Here is a 19,394-nt window from a genome sequence, read left to right on the forward strand (position 1 = left end):
GCAAAAAAGCCGGCGCGAGCGCCGGCTTTTCGAGAGGTTTTTGGTGCCGCTAGTGGGACACGAAGCAATTGCCGCCGGCAGCCTTGTAGCTGGTGCACAGTTTGATCGCCTCGTTGCGCGACTGCGCTGGAACGCGGACGCGGTAGAAGGTGCCCTTGCCGGCAATTTCGGCCTTGACGATGTTGGCGGTGCGGCCGGAAAGCACGCTGCCGTAGCGGCGCTGCAGATCCTGATAAGTCGACTGGGCGCTTTCGACTGTCGGCTGCGAAGCGATCTGTATCGACCACGAACCAGCGCCGGCCGCGGCCGGATCGATGGAAGCAACCTGATCGGGCTTGACTTCGCCGACTACGTCGACCGGCTGGTCGGACGGACGCTGCGGCGCCACTGGGACCGTGGCCGGGGTGTTGGCGGACTGCTTGCTGGCTGAGGGCTGGGCCTTGGCTTCGGCCTTGGTGTCGGGCTTGGGCGCCGGCTGCAGCTTGGTGGTTTCGGCCTGATCGCCACTCGCCTGATCGCCACTCGGCTGGTCACCAATCTTCTGATCGCCAATCTTCGGATCACTTGTCATCTGCTCGATCAGGGGCACGGTGCCAGTCTGCGCGGCGGCGTCGGCCTGGGCCGACGGAGCCACGTGCTGCGGCGCCGGATCTGCCGGCTCGGCAGCAGCCATCTGCGGGGCGGCAGGCGCCGGATCCTCGCGCGCCACCAGCGAGCCGTCAGGTTTCACGACCATGGTCCGTACCTTGCGCGGCGCAACGGCGACGATCTCGGGGTTGGCACCCTTCTCGGCCTCCTGCAGAACCTGCGCGATGCGATCCTCGGACTTGGGCGCCGGTGCGGCGGCAGTTTCGGTACCGCCAGCGGCATTGGCGCCAAGCGCATCGGTGTCAGGCGCGTTGGTATCAGGCGCGTTGATACCAGAGGCGTTGGTGTCGGACGCCACTGTGCCGGGCGCGTCGAGATCGTCCGCGGCGTCGGGGTCATTGGGCGAAAGATCGACGACGCGGCTCTCCGGTTCGTTGGCTTTCAGGTCCACAGGCTCTTCGGTGTTGGTGACCAGCTTCTGCTGAACGGGCTCGGCGGGCTTGGCGCCCTTGACCACAGCGTCATAGACCTTGTTGTCCTGGTTCGGCACGACGGCGCCGCCTGGATTTTCCGGCTTGATCTTGATCGGCCTGTTGTCGGCCTTGACGATAACCGGCGCATCGCCGTCGCTCTTGCCGCCGAGGGTCAACGCAAAGGCGCCAAGGCCTCCGGCGATCGCCACCGCGCCGACTATCGCTCCTATCAGCAGCCCGCGCCTGCGCGGCCGCCTTTCGGCCTCGCGTTCGGCGAGGCCCGGGACCGACATCTCGTCGTCCAGTTCGGGATCGTAGTCGAGCTCATCGAAGGTGAAATCGTCGGCTTGCGAAACCGGCTGGCCACCGGGCAATGGGCCCAGATCGAAACCGTCCGCTGCATCGGCATAGGAAGCGGCCGCCGCGCTGACGGGGGCTTCCGCAGGCTTGGCGCCATAGGCGCGCGTCTCGCCACGATCTTGCTTATAACCAGACGCAAAGCCCGCATCGTATTCATCGTCATAGCCAGCACTGCGCACCGGGGCAGGCGCTATATCCGTGGCATTCATTTCGGTGAGAAGGCTGGCAAAATCGGCATCAAGATCGTCGTAGGCGGGCGCCACCGGCTCGTCATCGTCGAAGTTGAGCTCCGGAATGTCGAGATCGTCCGCCAGCGCCACGACGCGCTCGGGCACGTCGACCGTCTCGACATCGGGCATCTCGTCATACGCGGAAGGCTGTTGATGCGAGGTTGGTGCAGCTTCCGTGTAGGCGGGCCGATCTTCATAGGACGGCCTCTCTTCACGGGATGCCTGGCCTTCATAGGACGGCGCCTCTTCGACCGGTGCGGCCCGATAGGACGGCGCCGCAGCCGGCTGCGGCGGTGGTGCCGGACGCGCCGAAGCCACCGGCTGGCCTGCAAAAGCGGGCTGAGGCTGTGCGACCGGCGTCACGCGGCTCCACGAGCGGGCCGGCTCGGGCGGCGTGGCGCGTGTCGTCAGCCAGTTCAGCGCATCGAGCGGATCTTCTTCGGAAGCAGCTGCGGCACTCTTGTCGGCCGAGTCATGATCCAGGCCGATATTCCTGGCGAAATCGGCATCGAGCGCATCGTTGTCCAAATCATCCGCAGGTCCGGCAGCGGCTTCAACACCGAAATCCTCGCCTTCAAGCTCATCGAAGAGGACACTGCCAAGATCGGCGTCATCGGCGGCACTGGACTGCTGCGGCTCAGCGGGCTCGTGTTCGTCGAGTTCCCAATCCAGTTCGTCGACAGGATGCACCGGTCCGTTGGTGACGTCTTCAGCCCCCGCCATGGGCTGTTCAGCGGCCACTGCTGGCTCCTGAATTGCGGGCGCCACGGGCTGCTGAGCAGCAGCCATCACAGGCTTCTGGGCAGGCTGCTGGCTTGTCTGAGGTTCGTTGGCCGCTTGTGCCGGCCGTGTGCTCATCGCCCCCAGCAGCGCGTTCAGCTCGTCTTCCAGGCTGCGTTCCTCAGCCACTGGGGCCGTCGGGGCGACAGCGGCGGCCGGCGGCACGGGTTCGGCCGCAACGACCTGCGCCACGGGCTCTTCGACGTCTTCGGCAAGCGCATCGTCGAAGTTCAGATCGAAATCGTCGTCGAACGCCGCTTCAGCAGCCGTGCCGGAAAGCTCGACGGCCTCTGGTTCTTCGATTTCGGCAGGCTCGTTCGGGCGAACGTCTAAGTCCATGTCGACGTCGGCCATGGCATCATCGAAATGGCCGGCAAAATTCTCATCGTCCGAAACCGCCTCAACCGGCGATGCCGGGGCGGCGACGGTTTCCGCCGGCTCATGCTCGTCGACCATCAGCTCGTCTTCGAGCGAGCTTGCAACGGCATCGTCGAACTCGTCATCGAACGCAGGCTCGGCGGCTTGCGCCGCGGTTTCAACGGCGACGGCCTGCTCCATCGGCTCATGCTCTTCGAGCATCAGCTCGTCTTCGAGCGAGTTGGCCACGGCGTTGTCGAACTCATTGTCGAAGGCAGGCTCGTCGTCGAAGGCGGGCTCGTCGACCGGCGCGTATGCATCGGCTGCGGCCCTAGGTCCGTCCTCGCCCGTCGCCCCGATCTTGCCCGTCACATCGTCGTCGAGCCGAAAATCCTGGTCGACAGGGCCGGCAAGTTCGTCGTCACTCGACAAGTCGTCCTCGAACGGCGACACGTCTTCGAGCGAGCCGCCGACGGCGTTATCGAACTCGTCGTCGAACTCCGGCTCGACAGCGGGAGCGAACGACCTTTCGGGGCCGGAGGCAATTTCGTCGGCGGCAACAGGAGCGGCCGCAACAGGAGCAGCATCATCCACCGCACTGTCGTCGAACGCGAAATCCTGTTCGAACGAGGCGGCAAGCGCGTCCTCCATCTCATCCGTGGTAGCCGGTTCGGATGCCGGCTCGCGAAGCTCGACAGGGGAAGCATTGTCATTGGCGTCGGCGCCGAACTCGCCCATCAACTCCTTCTCGAGATCGATGTCGAAATCGGCCTCGCCCTCCGGCGGCTCGACGGCAGCGGTTTTCGGCTGGGCCGGCGTTTGCGGTTTGACCGGCTGGCGCGGGTCGAACCCCATGATCCTGGTCAGTTCCGCGAACGGATCATCGTTGGCGATGTCGTTGTGGTCGGCTGCTCTCAGCTGGGTTCTGTCTGCCATTATTGTTCCCGAACTCGCACTCATTCGGACGCCATGGACGTCGCGTAGGGTTGGCCCTTACCAGCGCAATGTGGGCAAAAGGTGACAGGTTTTTTACTCAAACCTAACGCATTTCGGTGGGCGCATTGGCTCCGATCAGCGTCAGGCCGGACGTCAAAACGTCCGAAACAGCCTGCACCAGCCCTAGTCTGGCATGCGTCAATTGTCGGTCGTTAACCTTAACAAAACGTAAGTCGGGATTATCGGTGCCCCGGTTCCAGTGTCCGTGGAAGCTGGAAGCAAGTTCGTAGAGGTAGAATGCCAGCCGGTGGGGCTCAAGCGCGAGCGCCGCGGCTTCGATCAGCCGCGGATATTCGGCGAGCTTCCTGATCAGGCCGATCTCACCCTCATCGGTCAGCAAAGCCACTTCGGCGGCCAGCTGGTTGCGGTCGAACATGGCCTCGCCCAACTGCTCGCTCGCCTGCCGGAACACCGAATGGCAGCGCGCCGAGGCATACTGCACGTAGAATACCGGATTGTCCTTCGACTGCTCGGTCACCTTGGCGAAGTCGAAGTCGAGCGGCGCGTCGTTCTTGCGGTAGAGCATCATGAAGCGGATCGGGTCGCGGCCGACCTCCTCGACCACTTCGCGCAGGGTCACGAACTCGCCCGACCGCTTCGACATGCGCACCGGCTCGCCGGCGCGAAACAGCCTCACCAGCTGGCAAAGCAGCACGGTAAGCTTGACCTCGTCGCCGGCAATCGCCCGGGCAAGCGCTTCCAGCCGTTTCACATAGCCGCCATGATCGGCGCCAAGCACATAGATCAGGTCGACGAAGCCGCGATCGACCTTGTCCTTGAGGTAAGCGACATCGGCAGCGAAATAGGTGAAGGTACCGTCCGATTTGACCAGCGCCCGGTCCATGTCGTCGCCGACCGCGGTCGAGCGGAACAGCGTCTGCTCGCGGTCCTCCCAGTCGTCCGGCTTCTCGCCCTTGGGCGGCGGCAGCTTGCCCTTGTAGATGTGGCCCTTCAGCGTCAGGTCGCTGATCGCCGAGCGGATCTTCTTCGCATTGTTGGCATGCAGCGTCCGCTCGGAAAAGAAGACGTCGTGATGCACGTTGAGCAGCGCCAGATCCTCGCGGATCATCGCCATCATCGCGTCGATCGTCCTGTCCTTGACGATGGCAAGTGCCTCCTCGTCCGGCATCTGCAGTAGGGAGCGGCCGAATTCGCTGGCCAACGCCTGACCAACGGGGATCAGATAGTCGCCTGGATAAAGCCCGGCCGGAATCTCGCCGATCTCATCGCCAAGCGCCTCGCGGTAGCGCAGCATGACCGAGCGTCCGAGCACGTCGATCTGCGAACCGGCATCGTTGATGACATATTCCTTGGTCACGTCGTAACCGGCGAAGGCCATCAGGTTGGCGAGCGCGTCGCCGACCACGGCACCCCGGCAATGGCCGACATGCATCGGCCCGGTCGGGTTGGCCGAGACATATTCGACATTGGTTTTCTTGCCGCCGCCGACAGTCGAGCGGCCGTAATTGCGGCCTTCGCCGAGCAGCGCCGTCAGATGCGCCTGCCAGAAGCCGTCCTTGAGCCTGAGATTGACGAAGCCCGGACCGGCGATCTCGGCGGCCGCGATATCCTCGTCGGCGCGCAGCGCCTCGGCCAGCCTTTCGGCCAGCGCGCGCGGGTTCTGGCCGGTCGGCTTGGCCAACACCATGGCAGCGTTGGTGGCGAGATCGCCATGGCTGGCATCGCGCGGCGGCTCGACGGCGATGCGCGACAGATCCGGCGGCACGCCATCCTTGTCTTTCAAATCAAGCGCTTCGACGGCCTTTATGATTCGCGCGTTGAAATCGGCGAAGATGTTCATTGCTATGGCTCTGACGGTTTTGCAGGGATCCGGCTCGTTGGCCGGCAAAATCGCGCCCGCCCTAGCTCAAATCCGGCGTATGGTCAAACAAACGCCTGTGTTCCTTGAGTGCATAAGTGTCCGTCATGCCAGCCAGGAAATCGGCAACACTGCGCGCCTTGACGCGATCCTCCGCCCGATCGAGCCCTTCGCGCCAGCCATCCGGCATGGCGCGCGGATCGGCGAAATAGACGTCGAACAGGTCCCTGACGATCTGGTCGGCGTCGGCGCGCACCCGCATGACCTCCGCGTGCCGATAGAGATGCTTGTAGAGAAAGGCCTTCAGCTCCTTTTCCGATACGGCCGTCTCGGCGGAGAAGCTCACCATCGTCTCGCCGGCCGCCCTTACCGCCTCGGCGCTGTCGGGCTTGATGCGCGCCAGATTGGCCGTCGTCGAGACGATCACGTCCTCGACCATGATAGTGATCTGCCGGCGCATCAGCTCGTGGCCGGTGCGTACGTCATCGAGCGCCGGATAGCGCTCACGCACCCCCTTGAGGATCGACCCCGGCAGCGAGAGGTCCTCCAGCATGTCCAGCGTCAGCAGCCCTGCCCTCAGCCCGTCGTCGATGTCATGGGTGTTGTAGGCGATGTCGTCGGCAATCGCCGCGCACTGCGCCTCGATACCGGCGAAGCGGTCGAGCTCGAGGTCGTGCAGTTCGGAATAGTCGCGGATCGCCTGCGGCACCGGCCCCTTCAGCCCTTTGCCCTTGGCATCGGTCAGTGGGCCATTGTGCTTGACCAGCCCCTCCAGCGTTTCCCAGGTGAGGTTCAGCCCATCGAACTCGGCATAGCGCCGCTCCAGCCGCGTCACCACGCGCAGCGATTGCGCATTGTGGTCGAAGCCGCCCCAGGCGGCCATCTTCTCGTTCAGCGCGTCCTCGCCGGTATGGCCGAAGGGTGTGTGGCCGAAGTCGTGCACCAGGGCCACCGCCTCGGCCAGGTCCTCGTCGCCGCGCAGTGCCCGCGCCAGAGCGCGTGCAATTTGCGCCACCTCGATCGAATGCGTCAGCCTTGTGCGGTAATGGTCGCCTTCGTGTGCGACGAACACTTGCGTCTTGTGCTTCAGCCGGCGGAACGCCGTCGAATGGATGATGCGGTCGCGGTCGCGCTGGAACGGCGTGCGCGTCGGGCTTTCCACCTCGTCGAACAGCCGGCCGCGCGACTTCGCCGGGTCGCTGGCATAGGCCGCGCGCGGCCGATAGCCGAATCCGATGTCGCCCAACTCGTTGGTCATAGCGTATGCCGCAGTTGACTTGCCCCGTCGCGCTTCATACCTATCATACGAAACCGAAAGCAAGGTGACGCCCATGGGCGCTGATGCCAAGACCGCCATGAAAGTCGAGATGACCGACGCCGCCGCCAAGCGGATCGCCAAGATCGTGGCGAGCGAAGCCGGCAAGACGGCCCTGCGCGTCTCGGTCGAGGGCGGCGGCTGTTCCGGCTTCTCCTACAAGTTCGATCTGGTCGATAGGCGCAATGATGACGACGTCGCCATCGAGAAGGACGGCGCAACCGTGCTGATCGACGACCTGTCGCTGGTCTATATGGGCGGCTCGGTGATCGATTTTGTCGACGATCTGATGGGCCAGTCGTTCCAGATCAGGAACCCCAATGCGGTCGCCTCCTGCGGCTGCGGCACCAGCTTCTCGATCTAGAAATGCCCGACATCGGCGCGGTCCGTCAGATCGCGCTTTCCGCCGGACGCGACCTCGACGCAACGCTGGCCTTCTGGCGCGAGGTGCTCGGCATGAGTCTGCATGCGCGTTTCGATCCTCCAGGCATCGCCTTCATCATGGCAGGTGACGTGCGCCTGCTTTTCACCGACGGCCTGCCGGCCGGCACCGTCTATCTCGACATATCGGACCTCGAAGAGTTCCACGCTTCGGCAAGGGCCGCCGGTGTTCCCTTCACCGCGCCGCCGGCGCTCGTCCATCGCGACACCGAAGGCCTGTTCGGCCAGGCGGGGGAAAGCGAGTGGATGGCCTTCCTAAAGGACCCAGCAGGCAATACGATCGGCCTTGTCGAACGTCACCCGCCGGATCGCTAGTCTCCGGACCACCAGCCTATCGAGGACGTCATGAAAATCGTCACCTGGAACATCAACGGCGTCCGCGCCCGCATCGGCAATTTGACCCATTGGCTGACGGAAAGCGCGCCCGACATCGCCTGCCTGCAGGAGATCAAGACGGTCGACGAGCAATTTCCTCGCGCCGAGATCGAGGCGCTCGGCTACAATGTCGAGACCTACGGCCAAAAAGGCTTCAACGGCGTCGCCATCCTGTCGAAGCTGCGTTTCGACGAGGTCAATCGCGGCTTGCCGGGCGACGATGCCGACGAGCAGGCGCGTTTCATCGAAGGCGTGTTCTCGACCGACAAGGGCGCCTTGCGGGTTGCCTCTATCTATCTGCCGAACGGCAACCCAATCGACGACGAGAAGAAGTTCTCCTACAAGCTTTCCTGGATGACGCGGCTGGAGCGCTGGGCCGAGGAGCGGCTTGCACTGGAAGAGCCGCTGGTCCTGGCCGGCGACTACAATGTCATTCCTGAGCCGGCCGATGCGAAATATCCGGAAAACTGGCTAAGCGACGCGCTGTTCCAGCCCGCAACGCGGCAGGCGTTCCGGCGGCTGAAGAATCTCGGCTTCACCGAAGCCGTGCGTGCCGTCACCGACGCCCCCGACGTCTTTACGTTCTGGGACTATCAGGCCGGCGCCTGGCAGAAGAACAACGGCATCCGCATCGACCACCTGCTTCTGTCGCCCGAAGCCGCCAATTGGTTTTCCTCGGCTTCGATCGAAAAACAGGTGCGCGCCTGGGAAAAACCCTCCGACCATGTGCCGGTGGCGATCGATCTGGCGCTGCGGCCGGCCTGATCGGAGCTGCTGTCCGGCGGCACATTGAGAAGTTGACCTCTTATCGCCACAAATCGCGCGCTTGATGAGAAATCATCATGGTGGCTGGGGTTCCCATGACTATCCGACTTGCACTTTGCACGTGTGCCGCGGCGCTCGCTTTTGGCGCGATGCCGGCCGTTGCCGCTCCGCTATGCCTTGCCAATGGCAAATCGTTCCAGATCGGTCAAATGGCCTGCCTGACACTTGCCGGACAAAGCCACCTCGCCCGCTGCGAGATGGTGCTCAACAACACGTCCTGGACAAAGCAGCGGGACGGCTGCCCGGAGAACACACTGGCCCCGCATCTGCAAGGCACGCCGATATCAACACCGGCGCCCGGCGGCGTGCCGGCGAAACCGACCGAGAACTGATTTAAATCGACAAATCCCGCCGGCCTACTGGTCGCCGCCACCCTTGGTCAGGATGTCGTCGGCCAGCGAAATCGCGGTGCGACGGTCGGCTTCGCCGGCGGCGGCAAACGCTTCTTCCTGCATGCCGCGGATCCATGGCTGGTCGGCGGGTGAGGCTCGTTCGAGTGCCGCGGTCATCATCGCCAGCCCGCGGACGATCTTGCCGCTTTGGAAAAGCAGGTTGCCGAGCGTCGCCTGCGCGCCCGCATGGCCCTTTTCGGCCGCCAGCTGGAACCAGCGTCCGGCCTGCTTGACGCTGGCCTTGACGCCGCCCTCGCCCTTGAGGAACATCTGGCCCATCTCGAACTGGGCGTTCGGATTGCGGTAGTTGGCGGCGGCACGCATGTAATATTCCTGGGCCGCCACCTCGTTCTCCTCGACGGGGCTGCCGGGAATGCCTTTCCTCAGATAGTCGCCAAGCGCCACCAGCGCGTCCGAAACATAGCTTTCCTCGGGCGAACCGGGCTCGACGTCCTGGTCGACGATCTCGCTGAAGAACTTGAACGCCGCGTAGTCGTCTCGCGCCACGCCATCGCCTTCGGCATACATGCGCGCAAGCTTCCAGGTGGCGCCGATCTGGCCGTTCTCGGCGGCATATTTGTAGGCTTCCGCGGCCTGCTCCTTATGGCCGTTCTTGTAAGCGGAAAAGCCGAACTGGAACACCGCCCACGGGCTCGACTGCGGCTTCACGCCGGTCTTGTCGTCGAACACCTTGTCGTCGAAGGCCATGGCCTGGCCGACGGCGCCTAAGGTCGCGCCAAACGTGGCGAGCGCAACCAGTGCCGAAAGGACAGACGACCTCAACAACTCAGATGTCCGCATAGCAGTGTGTTTCTTTGGCACCGCCCGGATGGGTGACCGCGCCGTCGCGGGCAGATCCGACCGTCTGTGCGTATTTCCAGATCGCGCCCGACTGATAGTCGGTCGTGCGCGCCTTCCATGCTTTTGCCCTCGCCGCCAGTTCGGCTTTGGACAATGCAACCTCGATCGTGCCGTTCACCGCATCGATCGAGATCAAGTCGCCGTCTTTCAGAAGCCCGATCGGGCCACCGACGGCCGCTTCCGGCCCGACATGGCCGATGCAGAAACCGCGCGTCGCGCCAGAAAAACGCCCGTCGGTGATGAGCGCCACCTTGCCGCCCATGCCCTGGCCGTAGAGAGCCGCCGTCGTCAACAGCATTTCGCGCATGCCCGGGCCGCCGCGCGGACCCTCGTAACGGATGACGAGAACCTCGCCTTCGCTATAGTTACGGCGCGTAACCGCCTCGAAACATTCCTCTTCCGAATCGAAGCAGCGCGCCGGACCCGAGAATTTGAGTTCCGCCATGCCTGCGACCTTCACGATCGCGCCTTCGGGGGCAAGGTTACCCTTCAAGCCCACGACTCCGCCGGTCTGGGTAATCGGCTTGTTGGCGGGACGGACCACATCCTGGCTGTCATTCCAGGAAACATGTTCCATATTTTCGGCCAAAGTGCGGCCGGTCACCGTCAGGCAATCGCCATGAAGATAGCCATGGTCGAGCAGCGTCTTCATCAAGAGCGGAATGCCGCCGGCCTCGAACATGTCCTTGGCGACGTATTTGCCGCCCGGCTTGAGGTCGGCGATGTAGGGTGTCTTTTCGAATATCCTGGCCACGTCGAAAAGGTCGAACTTTATCCCGGCTTCGTGCGCGATCGCCGGCAGATGCAGCGCCGCGTTGGTCGAGCCGCCGGTGGCCGAGACCACGGTCGCGGCATTTTCCAACGCTTTCATAGTAACGATGTCGCGAGGGCGGATGTTCCTTGCGATCAACTCCATGATCTTTTCGCCGGAAGCGAAATTGAAGCGGTCGCGCATCTCGTAGGGTGCCGGCGCGCCGCAGGAATAGGGCAGCGCCAGGCCGATCGCCTCAGCGACGGTGGCCATGGTGTTGGCGGTGAACTGGGCGCCGCAGGAGCCGGCCGACGGACACGCGGCTTGCTCGATTTCTAGCAGTTCGGCGTCGCCGATGGTGCCGACCGAATGCTGGCCGACCGCCTCGAATACGTCCTGCACGGTGATCTGCCGGCCACGGTAGCTGCCGGGCAGGATCGAGCCGCCATAGATGAAGATGGACGGCACGTTGAGGCGCACCATAGCCATCATCATGCCGGGCAGCGACTTGTCGCAACCGGCCAGGCCGACCAGCGCATCGTAGCAATGGCCGCGCATGGTAAGCTCGACTGAATCGGCGATGACCTCGCGTGACACCAGCGACGACTTCATGCCCTGGTGGCCCATGGCGATGCCGTCGGTGACGGTGATGGTGCAGAATTCGCGCGGCGTGCCTTTGGCGGCCGCCACGCCCTTCTTGACCACTTGCGCCTGGCGCATCAGTGAGATGTTGCAAGGTGCGGCCTCGTTCCAGCAGCTGGCGACACCAACCAGCGGCTGCGCGATCTCGGCCGCCGACAGCCCCATCGCATAGAGGTAGGAGCGATGCGGCGCCCGCTCGGGACCAACGGTCACGTGACGGCTTGGCAGCTTGGCCTTGGAGATCGCTCTGGCGTCCATACTCGTCCTCGCCGCGGGCGGTGCGGCCTGCCTCTTCGCCTAGCCTTTTGGCGCGTGTCCCGAGACAAGTTCGAGGTGCGCCGGGTTTATGGCGGGAAATGGGCAATGTTCCCGGGCGGCCGGGTGGCGCGAGGGTTGTTCAGAAACTGTTGCCGAAACGTCACAATTATCGGAGCGAACATCATGGGGGCAATTGTTGCGCTGGCCGAATGACGGATGACGCACCGAACGAAACGACCGGGCAGTGCCCGGCCGTTTTGTCGTTTAAAAATTTGTAGTTAGAACTTGATCTTGACGGAAGCCGAACCGGCGAGAAGCAGGTCGTTGCCGTAGGTATAGGTGACGGCATTTGCCACGTCGCCGACACCGCTGAAAGTCGATGACCCGCTCGTCAGCACACCGATCGAGCCGCCGAGCCTGACCTCGACCTGGTCGTTCGGCGAATAGGAGACGCCGCTGGCCACGGCCCAGGTATCCGACTGATAGCCGGAGGTCGTCGAGGTGCCGCGATCCCAGGTCAGCGAAACCACGCCCGACAATTGGTCGGTGAACTTGTGACCGATACCGCCCGTGATCGTCCAGCCGTCGCGATAAAGCAGGTCGAATGAAACGGGCGAGGGAGCACCGGTTACCGGACTGCGCACGCCATTGATGGCAATGACGCCAAGCTTGCTCCACTCCTGCCAGCGGATGGAACCAAAGGCCAGCCAGCCAGGAGCTATACCGCTCTGCAGCTTGAATTCCAGAGCCTGAGGTATCTCGGCCGACGCCGAGACTGGGTACACGCCGGTAGAGCCAGGAACCAGATCCGCTGGAAAGGCGCCCCTGAAGCCGGTCGTGTCGACCGTTCCCGACAGCCCGTCATATTTGTAGCTGGAAGAGTACATCAGGCTGGCGCGCAGAGCGATCTCGGGGATCTCATAGGCTGCGCCCGCACGCCAACCCCATGCCTCGTCGGACAGCTTGAAGACACCGAGGCCGGTATTGCCGAAGGCGAGCAGTGTCTGGCGGGACAGAAACGCGTCGACCTGCTGGTAGGAGACACCGCCAATGAATCGTATGGCGCCCTTGCCGACGTTCACCTTGTAGGAGCAGGTGAGGCCGAAATCGTCTGTGTCGACGGAGTATTTGACCGCTGTCGGCGAATAGGCGTTGTTCATGCCGAAATTTGCGTCCGCACCATACGGTCTGGTATAGGTGGCAAGACAGTCTACGGGCTCAAAGATGTTGGCCTTGATGCCGACATGCGGCACCGCATAGTCGCCACCAACATCCACCGCCGACGTCGACAATCCCGACCCATCCAGACGCTGCACATTCTTGAGTTTGCGCTGGGGCGAAACATAGGTGACGCCTGCGTCGAACGAATATGGCGCCGCGTCGAACAGCTGGTCGATGTTGACGCCGCCCCGGTCAAAGCCCCCGGCTTGCACCGTCCCAACGAAAGCCAGCGAAAAAGCCCCCGCGCCCAGCAGTGCTTTCAGACGCGAATAACACATGAATCTCCTCCCCGAATATCCTTGCATCAAGCTAGAACCAATTCAGGTTAACCGCGCAACAACGAATTCGCCGTGCGTACATGTACACCTTGGCTGAACGCATTTCCGACAAGGTTGCGGTCTTTTTCCCGAGGCGGGAAAATGGCCGCCTCAATACAAATCGACAAGAAAACTCGGGAAAACCGCCTAAATCCTTACAGAACGGGGCATTTTGCGTGCCCAGTCAGCCATTGTTACATTATGGCAACAATGGGGCAAAAACATTCAGTTTGCGTCAAGATTTACGCTGCGGAATGCCTGTTTTCGTGGCAGGCGGCCTGTCTTGAAGGCAGATTCGTGACCGGCGAATCTATTGCGGCCAGCCGGCCCAATTTGTTTGATCAGCCGGCATCGCGCACCCGCGTCAATGCCACCGAAAGCTTCTCTTGCGCCTCGCGATACTCGGCGAGTTTTTCGCGCTCGGCCTCCACCACCTCGTCCGGCGCGTTGGCAACGAATTTCTCGTTGGACAGCTTCTTGTAAAGCCGCGCAATTTCCTCGGTCACTTTGGCAAGCTCCTTCTGCAGGCGCGCTGCCTCGGCGGCAAGGTCGATCAGGCTGCCGAGCGGCAGGCAGATGGTCGCTTCGTTAACGACGATCTGCGCGGAGCCCTTGGGTGCCGCATCGACCAGCGAGATGTCGCCGACCCGCGCCAGCCGCTTGATGGCCGACGCCTGGCGCTCGAGCCTTTCGTGTGTCGTGTCGTTGGCACCGATCACCATCAGGGGTGCTATCGCCGCCGGCGGCACGTTCATTTCCGAACGCACCGAGCGGATGCCGGAGACGAGATCGACCAGCCAGTTGATATCGGCGGCGGCCTCCTCGTCCTCGAAGTCGGGCGACGGCCAAGCCGCATGACAAAGCAGCGACGGCCGTTGCCTGCCCTCGCCGGCGGTTTCGGCCCACAGTTCCTCGGTCATGAACGGCATCATCGGATGCAGCAGCTTGTAGATCTCGTCCAGCACGAAGGCGACGCATGCCCTGCTCTCGGCCTTGGCGGCCTCGTCGGTGCCCATGAATACCGGCTTCAGCAGTTCCAGGTACCAGTCGCAGAACTGGTTCCAGACGAACCGGTAGGCAGCACCCGCCGCCTCGTTGAAGCGGTACGAGGTGATGCCGTCGGTTATGTCGCGCGCGGCTCGCGTCAGCTCCGTCAGGATCCAGCGGTTGACCGCCAGCTTGGCGTCCTGCAGCCAGAAATCGTCGTCGCGCGCCACTTCGTTCATCTCGGCGAAACGCGTCGCGTTCCACAGCTTGGTGCCGAAATTGCGATAGCCGGCAATGCGGGCCGGATCGAGCTTAACGTCGCGCCCTTGCGCTGCCATCACCGTCAAGGTGAAGCGCAGCGCATCGGCGCCATATTCGTCGATGAGGTCGAGCGGATCGATGACGTTGCCTTTCGACTTCGACATCTTCTGTCCATTCTTGTCGCGAACCAGCGCATGCACATAAACGGTATGAAACGGCTCCTGGTCCATGAAATGCAGGCCCATCATCATCATGCGGGCGACCCAGAAGAAGATGATGTCGAAACCGGTGACCAGCACGTCGGTCGGGTAATAGGTCTTCAGCTCCGGCGTCTGGTCCGGCCAGCCGAGCGTCGAGAACGGCCACAGCGCCGACGAGAACCATGTGTCGAGCACGTCCTCGTCGCGGGTCAGGATCTCGCCAGGCTGGAAATTCTCGAGTTTGTCCTCGACCCAGGCCTTCCACGGCCCTTCCAGCGCCAGATAATATTCGACGGCGGCACCGAGCGCTTCTTCCTCGGTCTTTTCGACAAAGACATGCCCGTCCGGCCCGTACCAGGCAGGGATCTGGTGGCCCCACCAGAGCTGGCGCGAAATGCACCAGGGCTGGATGTTCTCCATCCAGTCGAAATAGGTCTTTTCCCAGTTTTTGGGCACGAAATTGGTACGGCTCTCGCGCACCGAGGCGATCGCCGGCTTGGCCAGTTCCGCCGCATTGACATACCATTGGTCGGTCAGAAACGGCTCGATAGGCACGCCGCCACGGTCGCCGTGCGGCACGGCGTGGCGATGCGGCTCGACCTTTTCAAGAAAGCCGCCCGCCTCCATCAGCTCGACGATCTTCTTGCGCGCATCGAAACGATCCAGGCCATCGAGGCCGTCCCAGACGGCCTGGCGCTCCGGCGTCACTTCCAGTCCCGCCAGAAAGTCCTCATTGTCCTTGAGGCTCACCGCCGCATTGACGGTGAGGATGTTGACCGCCGGCAGCCGGTGGCGCTTGCCGACCTCGAAGTCGTTGAAGTCATGCGCCGGCGTGATCTTGACCGCACCGCTGCCTTTTTCGGGATCGGAATACTCGTCCGCCACCACCGGGATCTTGCGGCCGACGATCGGCAGGATGAGGTTCTTGCCGACGAGATGCCGGAAACGCTCGTCGTCGGGGTGGACTGCGACAGCCGTATCGCCCAGCATCGTCTCGGGGCGGGTCGTCGCAACGGTGATGAAGGTTTTCGGATTTTCCGGATCGAACGTCTTGCCTTCGACCGGATAGCGGAAGTGCCAGAGGTTGCCGTTGACTTCCTGCTGCTCGACCTCGAGATCCGAGATGGCGGTCAACAGCTTCGGGTCCCAGTTCACAAGGCGCTTGTCCTTGTAGATCAGCCCTTCCTTGTAGAGCGTCACGAACACTTCGAGCACTGCCTTCGACAGGCCCTCGTCCATGGTGAAGCGCTCGCGGCTCCAGTCGGCCGAGGCCCCGAGCCGCTTCAGCTGGTTGAGGATGGCGCCACCGGACTCGGCCTTCCACTCCCACACCTTGTCGATGAACTCATCGCGCGTCAGGTCGCGACGGTGGATCTGCTTTTCCATCAGCTGGCGCTCGACCACCATCTGGGTGGCGATGCCGGCATGATCCATGCCCGGCTGCCACAAGACGTTCTTGCCGCGCATGCGCTCGAAGCGCACCAGAATGTCCTGCAGCGTGTTGTTGAGCGCATGGCCCATATGCAGCGAGCCGGTGACGTTCGGCGGCGGGATGACGATGGTGAAGGCTTCAGCCCCCTCCTCGGCGCCGGCACCGGCCCGAAACGCGTCGGCCTCTTCCCAAATCCTGGCAATCTTCGGCTCGACGGCTTTGGCGTCGTAGGTCTTTTCGAGCATGGGAAAACGGTCCGCGCTGTCCGGAATTTGTGGTCCGGTGTAAATCGGAAGGTTGTTGCCAAGTCAACCGCAAGGGCGGCATGGCCGATAGATAGCGCCGGGATGGTTAGGTGCAACTCGCGGAAGTGACGTTGCAAGGCAATCGCTTCAGGTTTGCGCTGCCCCTCATTGCCGTGCCCGTCCTCCGCAGCAGCTGCGCTGAAGCTGCGGAGGGTGGACCGGGCATTTCTCGCCGTGTAGTGACGGGGAGAAAGACGCCTGCACTCCTGTACTGAAGCTTTCGCCAATCACGAACGTTGCGGAAAACGCGGCGGGGTTGCGGTCAGCCCCTTCTGCCCGTCACTATACGGGGAGGGTGCCGGCAGGCGGATGACGTGCAGCGCCGACTTCGACGATTTGCCGGTCGAGCGCCGCCCATCGGCGGCTCTCCGAATTGCTACTGCGCGCCCCGCGCGACGCGCTCGATTTCCTCGCGCACCAGCCGCTCGACCAGCGTCGGCAGGTTGTTGTCCAGCCAGTCCTGCAGCATCGGCCGCAGCATCTCCTCGGCCATCTCGTCGAAGGTCTTCTTGCTGCGGCTGGCAAATGCGTCTGAAAGCTCGCCGAAGGCGGCGGCAACCTGCCGCCCCGTATGTTCCGAAAGGATCGCCGGCCGAGAGTACGGCGCCTCGCTCGCCGCCGAACTCGCCAATCCCATTTTCGAAGGTCCCGGGCCGATTTTCGAAGGTTCCAGGCCGCTTTCCGAAGACTGCGGCCCATTTTCAGAAGGCTCCGGCGCAGGTCCAGCAGTCGCCTCGTCTTCGAAAACCTCGGCTTTTGGCCCGGCGTCCGGCGTCCGGGGTGGCTCGGCCCGGTCCGGCTTGGCCATCGCGTCGCCGACCGCTGCGATCTCGCGCCGCCAATCGGCAATGATGGTGTCCGTCGTCTCGGCAGCCTTGGCCGTCGCAGGCCGATCCGGCTTTGCGGGTGGTTCGGGAGCGGTGTTCACCTCAGCCAGAGTGACCGGCGCTTTTGCCGGGCCGGGACGCACTTCCGTATACGCATTGACGGGCGCGGATGATGGCTGCACCTCGGCCCGCGTGGCCGGCTTGGCGATCTCCAGTCCGCCGCGCAGTTCGGAACGGAACGCATCGCCCTCCGCTGCCCGTCCGGCTGCCGGCGCCGGTTGCAGATCCTGGCGCAGCTCGTCCGCGTCGCCCGGCTGCTTGCGGCCGGTATCGCTGTCCTCGATGATCCTTCTGATGGAAGCCAGTATCTCTTCCATGGAAGGTTCGCGCTGTACGCTGCTTGCCGTCGCCATCGTCACATCCGCCGCCCTTGTGACTCGTTCTCAGATTTCCTGTCCGGCAATGCCGGATTCGAATCATGGCGACAGCGTAACCGACGGAACGCCCTGCGAGAATCCCCAATCTGGCGACATCTCGGATTTCAACAGATTAGGGTCGGGAGTGGAAGCCCGCGCGTCGTTCGAGCGCGGGCTGAAAACACGGCCTGGCGATCAGCGGCCGTCCGGCGTGCGCAGGCCGATCCACTTGTCTTTGACGGCGTTGTAATGCTCTTCCGGCCTGTACTTCGTCACATTGAGCGCAAGGCGGTCTGCCGACAAATGGCCAACCGCCGAGAGGATGGCATAGCTTGCCACCACCACGTCGCGTTCGGCACTGGCAAGATTGATCTTGGCGGTGATGACGGTCGCCTGCGCATTGAGAACGTCGAGCGTGGTACGCTGGCCGACATTGCGCTCCTCGATGACGCCGTTCAAGGCAAGTTGCGCGGCGGCGACCACCTGCCGGTTGGCCGTGACGCTTTGCTGCGCGGCGGTATATTGCGTCCATGCCGATGTCACGGCCTGGCGCACGGTGTCGCGGCTGACATCGACCTCGATACGGGCCTGGCTAAGTGATTCCTTTGATTGGCGAACCAATGCCGAGGTGCGGCCGCCGGAATAGATCGGTATCGTCAATGTCGCGCCGATGTTCGCCGAATTGGTTGCGCCATCCTGTGTCGAGGCGAGCGAGCCGGGCGCGGTGCCGCGATAGGCGCTCGAAACACCCGCCGACGCCGAGAGCTGAGGCAGCAGCGCGCCTTCTGCCGACTTCACCGAAAACCCCGCCGCGTCGACCAGGTGCTCGGTGGCGAGGATGGCCGGATGTTCGGCCGATGCGATGGCAATCGCTGCATCGAGACTCGACGGCAACAGCTTCGACAGCGGCGAAGCCGGCCTGAGCTTGCCCGGCTCGTCGCCGACGATCTGGCGATAGGTCGCAGCACTTGCCAGCGCTGTCGCGCGGGCGGCGCTCAACTGCGCCACCGCGGAGGCGCGCGAAGCATCGGCTTGCGCGACGTCGGTGCGCGTGCCTTCGCCGACCTCAAAGCGCGAACGCGCCGCACGCGCCTGCTCGGTGAGGAATTGCAGGTTCTGTTCGGTCAGCACCGCGATCTGGCGGTCGCGGATGACGTCCATATAGGCACTTGCCGCGTTGAAAAGGGTGTTCTCTTCGGTGTTGCGCAGGCTCTCGACCGAGGCGCTGACCCGCGATTCCGCGGCCGCCACATTGTTCCTGGTCTGAAAACCGTCAAACAGCGTCTGATTGATCTCGACGCCGAAGTTGCCGGTGGTCAACGAGATGTTTTGGTGCAACCGGTTGCTGTGGCTGGCGGTATAATCGATGCTTGCGGAGCCGGTGATGGTCGGGCGCCAGCCCGACTTGGCGATGGCGACGCCCTCGTCGGTGACACGAACGCCGGCGCGTGAAGAATTGAGCGAGGAATTGTTTTGGTAGGCCTTTGAAAGGGCCCCGATGATCGTTTCGGCCGAGGCGGCCATTGGAGAAAGCGCGGTCGCCGAAACGAGGACAGCGGTAAAAAGCAACTTGCGTACAGACGGCACGTTATATTCCCTCATTCGTTTTGCACGGGAACTGCGCCACGCTGGCTTCTCCTCTGATCAGCCGGCGCCGCGTTTTTTATCGTTCCCCCGCTGAAAGCCCCCAAGAAACACCCGGTTATGCAGATCAGCAACGATTGTTCAAACGCAAGCGATCATGACAGCGCCTTCGCTGCAAGGCAAAATCACTCAGAATTCGAAGGCGGGAATGCGTTCAAATCCAGGTAGTGGCTTAATTGCCGCATTAAATGCGCGTCTTCCCGTTACAACCCCTCCAGTCTTAAAAAAAAGCCGGGCTACGCCCGAATTGCCCTGCCCCTCCACGGCGACGAGTCGGCCGCCTTCGGCAAGTTGGTCGAACAGCGCCGCCGGCACCTCCCC

Annotated in this window: 13 protein-coding genes and 1 pseudogene; 4 read left to right on the forward strand and 10 right to left on the reverse strand. The window is 63.1% G+C overall.

Annotated elements, in window-relative coordinates; genetic code table 11:
- Positions 1–49 precede the first annotated feature (49 nt).
- The 3 genes from NKG95_RS27290 to NKG95_RS27300 all read right to left on the reverse strand — a co-directional run bounded on the left by NKG95_RS27290 (position 50) and on the right by NKG95_RS27300 (position 6,861).
- A complete protein-coding gene (locus tag NKG95_RS27290) occupies positions 50–3,724 on the reverse strand; it encodes an SPOR domain-containing protein (RefSeq protein WP_353043028.1) in 3,675 nt (1,224 codons plus the stop codon).
- A gap of 103 nt (positions 3,725–3,827) precedes the next feature.
- A complete protein-coding gene (argS, locus tag NKG95_RS27295; RefSeq protein ID WP_353005391.1) occupies positions 3,828–5,585 on the reverse strand; it encodes an arginine--tRNA ligase in 1,758 nt (585 codons plus the stop codon).
- Between the two features lie 61 nt (positions 5,586–5,646).
- Positions 5,647–6,861, reverse strand: coding sequence for a deoxyguanosinetriphosphate triphosphohydrolase (locus NKG95_RS27300; RefSeq protein WP_352495390.1), 1,215 nt, complete (start codon positions 6,859–6,861; stop codon positions 5,647–5,649).
- A 73-nt stretch (positions 6,862–6,934) separates the two neighbouring features.
- On the opposite strand from NKG95_RS27300, the gene erpA reads away from it, so the two are divergent.
- The 4 genes from erpA (at position 6,935) to NKG95_RS27320 (ending at position 8,891) form a co-directional block, all read left to right on the forward strand.
- On the forward strand, positions 6,935–7,282 hold the full coding sequence (erpA, locus tag NKG95_RS27305; RefSeq protein ID WP_352467016.1) for an iron-sulfur cluster insertion protein ErpA: 348 nt from the start codon (positions 6,935–6,937) through the stop codon (positions 7,280–7,282).
- A 2-nt stretch (positions 7,283–7,284) separates the two neighbouring features.
- Positions 7,285–7,674 carry a VOC family protein gene (locus NKG95_RS27310; protein WP_352495391.1) on the forward strand — a complete coding sequence of 130 codons (390 nt, stop codon included), beginning with the start codon at positions 7,285–7,287 and terminating at the stop codon, positions 7,672–7,674.
- 30 nt (positions 7,675–7,704) lie between these two features.
- Positions 7,705–8,499 (forward strand): exodeoxyribonuclease III, encoded by a 795-nt coding sequence (gene xth, locus NKG95_RS27315; protein WP_023720052.1) that lies wholly within the window; start codon positions 7,705–7,707, stop codon positions 8,497–8,499.
- A 77-nt stretch (positions 8,500–8,576) separates the two neighbouring features.
- Entirely contained in the window at positions 8,577–8,891 is a 315-nt protein-coding gene (locus tag NKG95_RS27320) for a hypothetical protein (RefSeq protein ID WP_023720051.1), read from the forward strand.
- Positions 8,892–8,915: 24 nt separating this feature from the next.
- Here the strand turns inward: NKG95_RS27320 and NKG95_RS27325 are convergent, their stop codons facing one another.
- The 7 genes and pseudogenes from NKG95_RS27325 to NKG95_RS27355 all read right to left on the reverse strand — a co-directional run.
- A complete protein-coding gene (locus NKG95_RS27325) occupies positions 8,916–9,752 on the reverse strand; it encodes a tetratricopeptide repeat protein (protein WP_023678939.1) in 837 nt (278 codons plus the stop codon).
- Entirely contained in the window at positions 9,739–11,463 is a 1,725-nt protein-coding gene (gene ilvD / locus NKG95_RS27330; protein ID WP_353043029.1) for a dihydroxy-acid dehydratase, read from the reverse strand. The genes NKG95_RS27325 and ilvD overlap by 14 nt, the downstream gene beginning before the upstream one ends.
- Before the next feature lie 278 nt (positions 11,464–11,741).
- Entirely contained in the window at positions 11,742–12,962 is a 1,221-nt protein-coding gene (locus NKG95_RS27335; protein WP_352860256.1) for an OmpP1/FadL family transporter, read from the reverse strand.
- 380 nt (positions 12,963–13,342) lie between these two features.
- Positions 13,343–16,126: a valine--tRNA ligase gene (locus NKG95_RS27340; RefSeq protein WP_352547326.1), complete on the reverse strand. Its 2,784-nt coding sequence runs from the start codon at positions 16,124–16,126 to the stop codon at positions 13,343–13,345.
- 436 nt (positions 16,127–16,562) lie between these two features.
- Positions 16,563–17,426, reverse strand: coding sequence for a DUF2497 domain-containing protein (locus tag NKG95_RS27345; RefSeq protein WP_352495394.1), 864 nt, complete (start codon positions 17,424–17,426; stop codon positions 16,563–16,565).
- 198 nt (positions 17,427–17,624) lie between these two features.
- A complete protein-coding gene (locus NKG95_RS27350) occupies positions 17,625–19,016 on the reverse strand; it encodes a TolC family outer membrane protein (RefSeq protein WP_353043030.1) in 1,392 nt (463 codons plus the stop codon).
- A gap of 186 nt (positions 19,017–19,202) precedes the next feature.
- Positions 19,203–19,394: pseudogene (locus NKG95_RS27355) on the reverse strand (protein-L-isoaspartate O-methyltransferase); the annotation flags it as partial.

This window comes from Mesorhizobium sp. M1423, assembly GCF_040317575.1.
GTDB lineage: Bacteria > Pseudomonadota > Alphaproteobacteria > Rhizobiales > Rhizobiaceae > Mesorhizobium.